Source organism: Streptomyces regalis (assembly GCF_001509475.1).
GTDB lineage: Bacteria > Actinomycetota > Actinomycetes > Streptomycetales > Streptomycetaceae > Streptomyces > Streptomyces regalis.
The window spans coordinates 41,111-53,253 of sequence record NZ_LLZG01000323.1 but is presented as its reverse complement, the minus strand read 5'-3'; the positions used below and the strand labels follow the sequence as shown (position 1 = coordinate 53,253).

At 71.9% G+C, this 12,143-nt stretch carries 7 protein-coding genes and 2 pseudogenes; 5 read left to right on the top strand and 4 right to left on the bottom strand.

All coding sequences use genetic code 11. From position 1 onward, the window contains the following. Positions 1-7: 7 nt before the first annotated feature. Entirely contained in the window at positions 8-985 is a 978-nt protein-coding gene (locus ADL12_RS27865) for an aldose epimerase family protein (protein ID WP_062706524.1), read from the top strand. Positions 986-1,106: 121 nt separating this feature from the next. Here ADL12_RS27865 and ADL12_RS27860 read toward each other — a convergent pair. Continuing rightward, positions 1,107-3,608 (bottom strand): annotated as a pseudogene (locus ADL12_RS27860) (glycoside hydrolase family 3 N-terminal domain-containing protein). A gap of 130 nt (positions 3,609-3,738) precedes the next feature. Then, on the bottom strand, positions 3,739-4,122 hold the full coding sequence (locus ADL12_RS27855) for a RidA family protein (RefSeq protein ID WP_062706566.1): 384 nt from the start codon (positions 4,120-4,122) through the stop codon (positions 3,739-3,741). Positions 4,123-4,171: 49 nt separating this feature from the next. On the opposite strand from ADL12_RS27855, the gene ADL12_RS27850 reads away from it, so the two are divergent. Beyond that, entirely contained in the window at positions 4,172-5,113 is a 942-nt protein-coding gene (locus ADL12_RS27850; RefSeq protein WP_079052318.1) for a LysR family transcriptional regulator, read from the top strand. 102 nt (positions 5,114-5,215) lie between these two features. Then, on the top strand, positions 5,216-6,484 hold the full coding sequence (locus ADL12_RS27845) for a pyroglutamyl-peptidase I (RefSeq protein ID WP_062706519.1): 1,269 nt from the start codon (positions 5,216-5,218) through the stop codon (positions 6,482-6,484). Here ADL12_RS27845 and ADL12_RS27840 read toward each other — a convergent pair. After that, a complete protein-coding gene (locus ADL12_RS27840) occupies positions 6,474-7,268 on the bottom strand; it encodes an EI24 domain-containing protein (RefSeq protein ID WP_062706518.1) in 795 nt (264 codons plus the stop codon). The two genes, ADL12_RS27845 and ADL12_RS27840, sit on opposite strands and share 11 nt — an antisense overlap. A gap of 84 nt (positions 7,269-7,352) precedes the next feature. Next, a complete protein-coding gene (locus tag ADL12_RS27835; RefSeq protein ID WP_062706517.1) occupies positions 7,353-8,216 on the bottom strand; it encodes a hypothetical protein in 864 nt (287 codons plus the stop codon). Between the two features lie 171 nt (positions 8,217-8,387). Between ADL12_RS27835 and ADL12_RS27830 the strand changes: the two are divergent. Both ADL12_RS27830 and ADL12_RS27825 read left to right on the top strand, forming a co-directional pair. Further along, positions 8,388-10,942: pseudogene (locus tag ADL12_RS27830) on the top strand (M14 family zinc carboxypeptidase). Continuing rightward, positions 10,939-12,090, top strand: a complete 1,152-nt coding sequence (locus ADL12_RS27825; RefSeq protein WP_062706516.1) for a serine hydrolase domain-containing protein — start codon at positions 10,939-10,941, stop codon at positions 12,088-12,090. The pseudogene ADL12_RS27830 and the gene ADL12_RS27825 overlap by 4 nt, the downstream one beginning before the upstream one ends. Positions 12,091-12,143: the final 53 nt, after the last annotated feature.

Here is a 12,143-nt window from a genome sequence, read left to right as displayed (position 1 = left end):
TTCGCTCATGAGCGAACACTTCGGCACACTTTCCGACGGCACCCCGGTCCACCGCTGGACCCTGGAGCGTGCGGGCGTACGGGTACGCGTCCTGTCGTACGGCGGCATCGTGCAGTCGCTGGAGGTGCCGGACCGCGACGGGCGTGCGGCGAACGTGGTGCTGGGGTTCGCCGACCTGGACGGTTATCTGGCCCACCCCGGGCCCTATTTGGGCGCTCTCATCGGGCGGTACGCCAACCGGATCGCGGGCGGCCGCTTCCCGCTGGACGGGCTGACGTACGCGCTCGATCCCAACAACGCGCCCAACTCCCTGCACGGCGGCGAGCGCGGTTTCGACAAGCGCGTGTGGGACGTGACGCCGGTCGAGCACGGTGTGCGGCTCAGCCGGGTCAGCCCGCATGGCGAGGAGGGCTTCCCGGGGCGGCTGAAGGTCTCGGCGACCTACACCCTTCAGGCCGACGGCGCGCTGCGGATCGCGTACGAGGCGGTGACGGACGCGTCGACCGTGGTGAACCTGACCAACCACAGCTACTTCAACCTCGCCGGGTCCGAGTCCGGCAACGCGGGCGGTCATGAACTGCGGCTGGCCGCTTCCCGGTTCACTCCGGTCGACGCGGATCTCATTCCGGCCGGCTCCCTGGACGAGGTCGCGGACACCCGCTTCGACTTCCGCGAGGCGCGGAAGGTGGGGGCGGGGTACGACCACAACTTCGTGCTCGACAAGGGGGTCACGGCGAGCGCGGAGGAGGTCGCCGAGCTCCACGACCCGTCGACCGGGCGGACGCTGACGGTGGCGACCACCGAGCCCGGCCTCCAGCTCTACACCGCCGACCACCTGAGCGAGCCCTTCGCCCCGGGCGACGGCATCGCGCTGGAGACCCAGCACTTCCCCGACTCCCCGAACCGGCCGGAGTTCCCGAGCACCGTGCTGCGGCCGGGCGAGGTGTTCCGCTCGGAGACGGTGTACGGCTTCTCGGCGCGCTGAGCCGCCCCCGGGGGGCAGGCGCTCTGCCCCCCCGTGACAAAACGAGCCCCGGTCCAGGTGTCAGGGTCCTGGACCGGGGCTGTTCCTGGGTACTTCTGGTACTTCTGGTACTTCTCCCGGATCAGACGTTAATGGTCGCCGCCACTCGGCGGTCGGAGATCGAGCGAGATGCCTGGATCTCGTACGAACCCTTCACAGAGGTCCACGAATTGGTCTTCTCGTCCCACGTCTCGAAGGCACGGCGCGGGAGTTCGACCACCGCCTCGACCGTCTCCCCCGGCCCCGCCTCCACACCCGCGAAACCGGCCAGCCGGCGCGCCGGACGGTCGGTGTCGGGCTCGGTCGGCGCGACGTAGACCTGCACGACCTCGCGCCCCGCGCGCTCGCCGGAGTTGCGGACGCGGACCCTGACCGTCGCGTCCTCGACGGTCCCCTCGACCTTGACGGACTCGTACGTCCAGTCGGTGTAGCCGAGGCCGTGCCCGAAGGGGTGCTAACTGCCGCCGAGGAGTGCGCATAACGTCGGTTTAGCTCGATCGTGTGATGGTCCGCTCGCAGGCTTACGTTGCCCTGGCCTGATCGGGTTAACGTGATCGTGCGATCTGGGACACCGGGTACGGCGCCAGCGTGCGGGGCCCCCGCTCCACCAGAGAGATGGTCCGGGGCCTCCCCGTCGCCACTGGTCGTACCCACTGGCCAGGTCGCACAGGGCGGTGTCCATCAGCGGCCTCCGGCCGCGGGGGCCTCCCGGGACCGGACCACGCACAGGATGCGTGTCGCCGACCCGGGGTTGAGTACGCCGGGGACCAGTGCGCCCAAGACCGTTCGGGGCGTGCGGCTGATCAGGCCCGCTTCTGCTCAGTCCAAAGGAACGGTACGACGGGGTCCTGCCAGCCTTCTCCCAGGCGCGGTAGCCGATGAAGACGCCCTCGGTGTACGGCATTCGCCACCCGAGGGGACCCCAATGGGCGAGCGTGAAGGCGATGACCTTCATCGGGATGCCCTCCGGGAACTCGACGACGTATGTCAGGGAGACCTCGACCGGTTCGCCGGCGGTGAGTTCGGGCTGGGCGCGGGAGACGGGGGCGCCGAAGAAGGTGATGAAGGGGTCGTCCTTCTCGGGGCGCTGGACGTCGTCGTAGTACGTCGTGCCGTCGATGGTGAGCTTGAAGGCGCCGACGCCCTTGATGCCGAAGGTGTGCGGGCCGCTGTCGCGCGGGGTGAAGGTGCCGGTCAGCTCGACGGTGTGCAGGGTGATGGGGGTCCCCCCGCTCGAGCGAAGCCGAGAGTGGGGGAGTGTGACACCCTCGGGGAGGTCCGAACCCACCCACTGGATCTGGCCGTTGGGGGCGGAACCGGTGCCGAGGACGTTCCCTTCCGCGTCCCGGCACACGGCGCGCAGCTCGAAGCCCTTGTCGGCGACGGCGAGTTCGGTGTTGGGGTCGGCGCCGACGGCGTAGGTGAGGGTGCTCTCGGGGAGGGCGGCGGTGAGGCCGTCGAGCGGGGAGACGATCCGGGCGGGGAAGACGGTGGCGGAGCCGCCGCCGAGGACGCGGGCGTCGCGGGCGGCGGCGCCGATGAGCGCGACCGTGCCGTTCGGCCTGAGCGGGAGGGCGCCGCCCTGCTTGCGGACCAGGACGAAGGAGCGGCGGGCGATCTCGCGGGCCAGCGCGCTGCCGTCGACGGCCTCGGGGTGCTCGGTGACGACGGGCTCGGCACCCTCCAGGATGCCGACGCGGGCGGCGAGCCGCAGGACCTTGCGGACGGCCTCGTCGACCTTGGCCTCGGCCACGTCCCCGTCCCGTACGGCCTGGGCGAGGGGCTCGCCGTAGACGGTCTGCGGGCCGGGCATGGCGACGTCGAGGCCGCCCTCGATGGCGCCCTTCGTCGACCGGGCGGCCAGCCAGTCGGAGACGTTGTAGCCGTCGAACCCCCATTCGCCGCGCAGGACCTCGTTCACGAGGTGGTGGTGCTCGGTCATCGTCGTGCCGTTGACCGTGTTGTAGGCGGTCATGATGCCCCAGGGGCGGGCCTTCTCGACGATGATCTCGAAGGGCGCCAGGTACAGCTCGCGCAGGGCGCGTTCGCTCATGGTGTTGTTCACCGTGAAGCGGTCGGTCTCGGCGTCGTTGGCGACGAAGTGCTTGACGGTGGTGCCGACGCCGCCGGACTGGACGCCGTCGACATAACCGGCGCCGATCGTGCCCGTGAGGTACGGGTCCTCGCTGTAGGCCTCGAAGTGGCGGCCGCCGAGCGGGGAGCGATGGAGATTGACGGTGGGGGCGAGCAGCACGTGCACGCCCTTGCGGCGGGCCTCCTGCGCGAGCAGCACCCCTGCCCTGCGGGCGAGTTCGGGGTCCCAGGCGGCGGCGAGGGCGGTGGGCGAGGGCAGCGCGACGGACGGGTCGTCGGCGGTCCAGCGCACGCCCCGGACGCCGATCGGGCCGTCCGACATGACGAGGGACTACAGGCCGATCTCGGGCAGCGCGGGCAGCGTCCACATGTCCTGGCCGGAGAGCAGCCGTGCCTTCGCGTCGAGGTCGAGTGCGGCGAGGGCGGCCTCGACGACCGCCTCGCGTGCCTGGTCAGCTGCGCTGGGCTTGGGTGCGACGGTTCCCGCCATCGGGTGCCTCCTCGTTGAAGTCCACGGCCGTCTCCATCCTGCCTCGGCCGCCTGCGAGGCACTCGGGACCGCAACCATCAATTGAGGAACCCCTACGGCGAGCAACCACGTCCGCGAGAGCGGCGGCGGTTCAGCCGCTGACGGCGGCTACGACCTCGACCTCGACGCGGGCCTCCGGCCGGAAGAGCCTCGGCACCTCGAAGGTCATGCTGGTGGGCGGGGTGCCGGTGAGGAACTGTCGCCGTACGGTGCCGTATTCCTCCAGCGTGCCGATGTCGGTGAGGCAGGTGCGGATGTTGATGACGTCCGCCAGGGTCGCGCCGTGGGCCTTGAGCAGGGCCGCGATCGTCTCGAAGATGCCGCGGGTCTGCTCGGCGACCGTGGCGCCCTCCGCTATCTGTCCGGAGAGGAACAACAGGGCGCTGCCGTCGGCGTGTTCGACTCGGGCGACCTGGGAGTAGTACGGGCTGAGGGGCTGGGGTGCGGAAGGCGGGTTGTCGAGGGTGATCTGCATGCCGTCGACGCTAGGTTCGCACTTGAGATGCGACAAGCGAATGTCCAGCATGGCTGCCATGCCAAATCAGCATGAGTTCCCCGAGGTGTCCACCGTGTGGCTGAGGGCGTTCCTGGAAGTCGCCCGGCACGGCTCGTTCACGGTGGCCGCGCGGACGCTGGGGTGGACCCAGTCGGCGGTGTCGCGCCAGATCGCCTCGCTGGAGGGGGCGTTGGGCGGCGCACCGCTCTTCGACCGGCTGCCGCGTGGCGTACGGCTCACCGAGGCCGGGCGGACTCTCGTGCCGTATGCCGAGGCGGTCGCCGAGTCGCTGCACGGGGCCGTGCGTGAGCTGGTCGCGCTGCGCGAAGTCGTCGGCGGGCGGCTGCGGTTCGGGGCCTTCGCCACGGCGGACGCGGCGCTGGTGCCGCTCGCCCTCGGCGCCTTCCGCGCCCGGCACCCGGAGGTCCTGGTCAGCCGCGAGGAGGGTTTCACACCAGGCCTCCTGGACCGGCTCGGTGCGGGCCATCTCGATCTGGCGGTGGTCTCGACGACGGGCCGGGCACCCCTGGAGACGTTCGAGCTCCACCACCTCCTCGACGAGTGCCTGTACGTCGCCGTCCCCTCCGGCGATCCGCTGGCCGGGCGCGGCCCCGTCCGGCTCGGCCAACTCGCCGACGCCGACTGGATCTCCGGCAGCGCCCGCCCCGAGGGCACGCTCCTCGACGCGGCCCTGCGGCAGGGCTTTCGGCCGCGTGTGGCGCACGTCGTCGGTGAGTGGACCGCCAAGCAGGGGTACGTCGCCGCCGGTCTCGGCGTGGCTCTGGTCCCGGCGCTGGCCGCCGCGTCCGTGCGGCCGGACGTGGCACTGGTGCCGGTGCTGGACGAAGGGGCCCCGGCGCGGGCGGTGTACGCGGCGACCGTACGGGGGCAGTCCCTGACTCCGGCTGCGGCGGCGTTCGTGGGGGCGCTGCGGGAGGCGGCGGCGAGGATTCCCCACACCACGACGTAGACACACCATGGCGTAGACCACTCCCGTCACGCGATACTTCCGGCGTCCCGCACGACGCACGCTCTGCCTCACCCCCACCGTGACGGAAGGACCGGAACTCCCTTGAATTCCATACGCGTTCGCATCGGCGTCCTCGGACTGGCCCTGCTGGCCGGCCTCTCGGCTCCCACGACCGGGGCTGCCGCCGCCGAGGCGGCGCCCGCGCCGACCGTCGAGGAACAGCGTCTCGACAAGGCGGTCCCCCAGGAGATCCTGCGCCGCTCCGGATTCGACGCCCTGACCACGCAGTTCGCCGACGACCTTGCCGCCGCCCGCTCCTATGCGCAGGCCCACCGCATCGTCGTACGCGAGGGATCCGCACTGTGGCGCAGGGCCGTCGACCGGGCGCAGGGGCGCGGTCCGGCGGGCGGGGATCTGAGCCGGGACGACGATCGGCCGCTGTACTGGGCGCGGTTGTCGATGACGCGGGACGTGCGCACGTGGGAGCCGGAGTTCGGGTTGAGCACGGGCCAACGGTCCGCGCTGCTCGACGCGTTGGAGCGGGGATCGCGCGGCCAGACGGACATCCGATACCCGCACGGCAGCCACGGCAGCCACGGCATCAGGCAGATCCTGGTCACCGGGTTCGATCCGTTCACCCTCGACCGGGACATCCGTATCTCCAACCCGTCCGGGGCCACCGCGCTCGCCCTGGACGGCACGGTGATCGAGACGGCGGAGGGTCCGGCGCGGGTGGAGACCGCCGTGTTCCCGGTGCGCTGGCAGGACTTCGCCGACGGCACGGTGGAGCGGACGCTGCGGCCGTATCTGAAGCAGGTCGATCTGTTCACGACCGTGAGCCAGGGGCGCGTCGGGCGGTTCGACGTCGAGCGGACCAACGGGGCCTGGCGGGGCGGCTTCGGGGACAACGAGAACGTCTCCCGCACCGAGACCATCCCCGTCGCCGACCCGGCCTCGCAGCCGCAGTGGACGACGACCACCCTGCCGTACAAGGAGATCGTCGCCGCGAACACCGGGCGCTTCCCCGTGTACGACAACACGAGCGTGACCGAGATCCCGGCGGGCGGCACGCAGTCCGTCGTACGGCCGGACGGGCCGACGCCCGGCTCCACCGCGCGGGCCGGGGGCGGCGGGGACTACCTGTCCAACGAGATCGCCTACCGGGCGACGCTGCTCCGGGACCGGCTGGGGCTGCACGACGTGCTGCCGGGCGGGCATGTGCACACGCCGGTGCTGCAGTTCGGGACCGGCAACACCGACCCGGCGACGGGGTCGGTGACCGACCCCGAGTTCGTACGGAACCGGCTGGACATCATCGCCCAGGTGCGGACGATCCTGAAGGTGGCGGCGGGCAGCCCGGTCACCAGCTGACGGTCTCCGTGTCGGGCGCGGGCGCCGCTTCCTCCTGGGTCTCCTCGCCCAGCAGCTCCCGCGTCATGAGGGTGGCGCCCGCGACCGCGCCCGGCATCAGGAACACCGCGACGAACGGCACCAGGAAGGCCGCGGCGAGGGGCGCACCGAAGCCCCACACCAGGGTCTTGCGGGAGCGGAGCATGGTCAGGCGGTCGCGGAGTTCGACCCGGCGGCGCTGGAGGGCGACCGCCGTGAGCTCCTCGGTGAGGAAGAAGCCGGTGACGACGACGCCGATCACCGGTACGACCGTCTGGCCGACGACCGGGATGAAACCGAGGGCGAAGAGCAGCACGCCCCAGACGGCGGCGCGCAGCACGATCCGCAGGCTGTCGCGGCCCGAGATCCACAGCTCGCGCCAGAGCGGCAGGCCGGACTCGGGTGCCGTGCCGTCGGGGGAGACGTCCCGGTCGACCTTCTCGGAGAGGTTCTCGTAGAAGGGCTGGCCGATCAGGAGCGTGACCGCGGTGAAGGTGACCACGGAGAGGAGGAGGCCGAGGGCGAACAGGACGGCGGTGAGGAAGCCGCGGAAGAGGCGCTGCCACGGGCTGGGCCAGTCGTCGGCGAAAGGTGTCGACCAGGACACGAAGCTCTCGCCCCAGATCGCGAGGGCGACGAGCGCCGCCGCGTACAGGACCAGGGTGATCAGGCCCGGGATCAGCCCGAACTCGTACTGCTTGCCGTGTTGGGCCACCCACCGCTGGCCCTTGAGGAGATACCTGAACCCGGTCCCGAGATCGCGCATGCAGCGAACTCTAGTCGGGGCTTGTCACACCCGAGTCACGGTCACTTCGGCGCCGGGTCACCGCGCGCCCGGTCACCGCGGCCCTCACACCGGCGTCACCGCCACCACGACGCCCTGCTCGGCCGCCGGGCTCACCGCCGCCGACACCCGTACCGCCACCGCCCGGGCCACCCGCCCCGCGTGCGACGCCCCGGCCAGCAGCAGGGGCTGCAGCCGTTCCAGCCCGGCCACCACGAGTTCCTCGCCGGCGATCAGGGCCGGGCGGGCCGCCTTGGTGGTCGCCGCCGCTGCCTCCGTGAGGTCGGCGAGGGGCGGGAGGGTCACGCGGACGACGTTCGCGCCGGCGGTGGCCGCACGCTCGGCGAGGGCCACCTGGAGCGGCATCAAGGGCGCGAGTGCGGCCGTCAAGGCGTCTGCGATGCGTCGGAGTTCGGGGGACGACTCGCGCAGGACCTCCGCCGTGGAACGCAGCAGCGGGGTCAGGGCGAGCAGCGCGCCCGCGGCCACGCCCGCCGTCGCCGGCAGCAGGGGCGACGTCGCCTCGACCAGCTCACCGAGCGCCGCCGCGAACTCCTCCACCGCCGGCTCCACTGCGTCCAGCACCGGGAGCAGGCTGTCGCCCAGCGCGGTCAGCAGGGCCTGTGCCGGTTCGCTCACCGGGTGGACCGCGAGGGGCGCCCCGCTGGTGCCGAGGCGGGTGAGGGTCTCGACGATGCGGTAGAAGGCCTCCTGGGCCTGCGGTGAGGCGCTCGCCTCGGCCAGTTCGGCGGTGGTCTGCCGCAGGACGCGCAGGACCTCGGCGCCCGAACCGTCTCTGGGGTCGAAGGTGTTGATCGCGATGCGGGTGATGTTCCCGGCCGTGTCCAGGAGTTGGCCGGTGATGTCCGTCGTGCTGCGTGCCATGCGGAGTACGTCGTCCCTGCTGGGGAGCGAAGGGATCGTTGCCATGGCTCTCCTCACCTCCTGCCGCCGTCGCCGGTCCGCTCTCAGCATGCCCCGTCCGCAGGCCCCGGGAGGGGCCATCCGGGGCATCCGTGACACCAACTCCCTCTTGTTGCGGTTGAGTCGAACAGGTACACCTCGCCGTACCGATCTTAGGAAGTTCCGGAGGAGGTACGCGTGCGCACGACGAGAACCGTTCCTGCGAGCCCCGTTCTGATCACTGCCCTCGCTTTCACCACGGCGGGCTCCCTGCTCCTCACCCCGCACACCGCCGGTGCGGAACCCCGGCCGTCGGCCCCTCCCACGGACCGCCCCCAGGTTCATCGCGAGGCCGCGCTCGACCAACACGCGGCGCGGACGCCCGCGAGCGCCGCCCAGCGGGCCCTCGGCACCGCCGAGGCGGCCTCCGAAGCGGCCTTTGCGGCGATCGCCGACGACAGCCGCGGCTACCCGCGCCGGCAGGTCCTCACCCCCGACCCCGAGAACCCGGCCGACAAGTCCATCAAGCTGGGCCTGACCCCGTACCACGCCATCGCACCGAAGCTGAACAGCCTCCAGGCCCTCGGCGACCGGGTGAGCGTCGAGGTCGCGGGCCGCTCGGCCGGCGGGCACCGGCTCTGTCTCGTCACCGTCACCGCCCCGGAGACCGCCCGTCAGACCCGCGCCCAGGCACGGATGCGCGAGCTCATCGAGGGCGCTCCGGCCGTAGCCGCCAAGTCCCCCGAGATCGAGCGGACGTACAAAACCCCGGTCTTCTTCAACAACAACATCCACGGCAACGAGTGGGAGGGCACCGACGCCTCCCTGAAGCTCATCGAGCGGCTGGCCACCGCCAAGGACGCGGACACGCGCGACCTGCTCTCCCACAGCCGCCTCTACTTCAACATCACCGCCAACCCGGACGGCCGTATCGCGGGCACGCGCACGAACGCGAACGGCTTCGACATGAACCGGGACTTCGTCACCGCCTCGCAGCCCGAGGTGCGGGCGATGCGGCGGATCATGGTCGACAAGGAGTCGCGCCGGTGACGCGGGACTGGTGCGGGTACGTCAACGGCACCGTAAATGTGCCTGCCAGCGTACCCGCACCCCGTGAACAGGAGTACGACCTGTTCGTCAACTGCCCACCGCTTGGGCGCGGTGGGCTTGCGCTACGGTCACCGCTGGCTGCGATGCGACGTACGCGTCCAGCCACCCGTTGGGTGGCAGAGGCAGTCGACTGTGCCCCGCACCTGACGCCCTCAACGTCCGCACACAACCGGGTCCACCGGCGATGCCGGGCTTGTGCCTTCACGGACTCATGCGCCGGGACCCCGACCGTAACACCGGCAGCGATCACATGGAGCCCGAACCCACAAATCACCGGCGCCACCCTCGACTTCGTGCGGTCCGAGCGCGCCTCGCTCGTCGCCGACCAGATCGAGGTCTTCCGGCGGGGGGCCGCAGGCGCCGCGCAGGTGCCGGTGTCGCCGGAGACCGTCCCGGGCGTCCCCGGCATCGGCCCCGAGGACGTCTACACGACCACCTTCCCGCGCGCGTACGTCATTCCGCCCGCCGGAACCGCCGCCGCCCGGCTCGTCGACCACCTCCTCGCCCATGACGTACGGGTCACCCGCGCGACCCACGCCTTCCGGCTGGGCGGACGGACGTACCCCAAGGGCTCGTACGTCGTCGACATGCACCAGCCCAAGCGCGGCCTGGCGAACGTGCTCCTCGCGGACGGGCGGGACATCAGCGACAAGGTCTCGGTGATGTACGACATCTCGGGCTGGAGCCTCGGCCGGCTGTGGGGCGCCGCGGTGGAGACCCTGCCGCGTATGCCGTACGGCGGTGTCCTGCGCCCGGTCCGTGCGGCTGCCTCCGTGGCGTACGTCGCCCCGCGCGGCGACCTGCGGCTGGGGCTCGGCGACCCGAACGAGGTGGCCGCGCTCAACTCCCTGCTGCGGCAGGGCGTCCAGGTGCGCCGTGCCGCCGACGGCAGCGCGATCGTGCCGGGCTCGGCGCGCCGGCAGGCCGCGGAGGCCGCCCGCGCGTACGACGTCGCCTTCCACGCGACGAAGCTCACCGGCACCGCCCCGCTCCACCGCACCCGCGTCGCCGCGGCCGTCACGCCGGGTGAGCTGTTCGCGCTGCGGGAGATGAACTTCGAGGTCACGCCGGTCTCGACGGAGGTGCTGAACGCCGGGTTCGACTGGTCGCAGGTGGACGTGCTGTTCGTGTCGGCGGGGCTCGACCGCGACGACCTGGACGCCGACGCCCGTGCGGCCCTGGACGCCTTCCTCGGCGAGCACGGTCTCGTCGGCCGCGGTGCCACGGGGGCCGCGCTCAACTCGGCGGCCGGGCTGCTGGCCGCGAAGCCGGTCGAGGGCAACGGGGACGCCAACGGTGTCGTACGCGTGGTGAATTCGGGCGGTGTCCTGACGGGCGGCGCTCCGGAGCACGGCTTCGTGTACGCGCCCGTGTGGTTCACCGACCTCGGGCCGCAGGTGCGGGTCGAGCAGGCGTACGCCACCGGGAACCCGCTCGTCTCGGGGCACTGGCGGCCCACGGAGGACGGCTCCGGCGGTCCCGCGGACGCGGCGGGGCAGGCCTCGGTGATCAGCGGCCCGCGGGCGGTGCTCTTCGGCACCGAGCCGCTCTTCCGCGATCATCCGAAGGGTGAATTCGCCCAGGTCGGACGGGCGTTGTTCGCCATGGCACAGGCAAGTGGCTCAGGTGAGGAGAGCGGATGACGCAGGAGATCCACGGCACTGTCGCGGACGGCTTCGAGGAGGTGCGTGAGGAGTTCGCCGGCTTCGTCGCGGGCGAACTCCCGGACTACGAGGGGCAGTTGTGCGCATATGTGCAGGGCCATAGGGTCGTCGACCTGTGGACCGGTGACGGCTGCGAGGCCGACTCCCTCTACGGCGTGTTCTCGTCCACCAAGGGCGCCGCCCACCTCGTGGTCGCGCTCCTCGTGCAGGACGGCACGCTGGAGCCGGACCGCAAAGTGACGTACTACTGGCCGGAGTTCGGGGCGGAGGGCAAGGGCGGACTGACGCTGCGCGATCTGCTCGCGCACCGTGCGGGACTGGTCGGGGTCGACGCCGGGTTCACCGAGGACGAGCTGGCCGACGATGCCGCGATCGCCGAACGGCTCGCGGACCAGCGGCCGTTCTGGCGCCCCGGCACGGCCTTCGGCTATCACGCGCTCGTCATCGGCGCGCTCGCCGGTGAGGTCGTACGACGGGCCACGGGCCGCACCCTCCAGGAGGTGTACGAGGAGCGGGTGCGGGCGCCGTACGGACTGGACTTCCACCTCGGGCTGCCCGCGGAGCTGGAGCCCCGTTACCGCTCCGTGCAGCCGATGGCGCCGACGCCGGAGCAGCAGGCGGTGCTGGACTCGGTGCCGACGGGGCCGCACACGCTGGCCTCGATCGCCTTCAACACGCATGTGCCGAACCCGGGCGAGCCGGTGGACCACGCCAACTCCCGCACGGTGCGTGCCAAGGGGCCGGCGTCGGCGGGCGGGGTCGCGGCCGCGCGCGGGCTCGCCGGGATGTACGCGGCGGCGATCAGCGAGGTCGACGGACGGCCGCCGCTGCTGAAGCCGGACACGATCGCCGAGGTCGGTCAGATCCATTCGACCGGGTACGACCTGGTGGCCCGGACGCACAAGTCCTTCGGGCTCGGCTTCCAGGCGGTCTCCGACACGTGGTACCCGTTCCTGGGTGCGGGGGCCTTCGGCCATAGTGGGGCGGGGGGTTCGCAGGCCTTCGCGGATCCTCGGAGCGGGCTGGCGTACGGCTATACCCGGCGGCGTTGTGCTTTCCCTGGCGGGGCGGCGCCGGAGAACCAACGGCTGGTGAGGGCGGTGCACCGGGCAGCCCTGGCGAGCTGAGGGCACCGGCCACAACAGAGGCCGCACCCCACGTCCAGGGGTGCGGCCTCCGT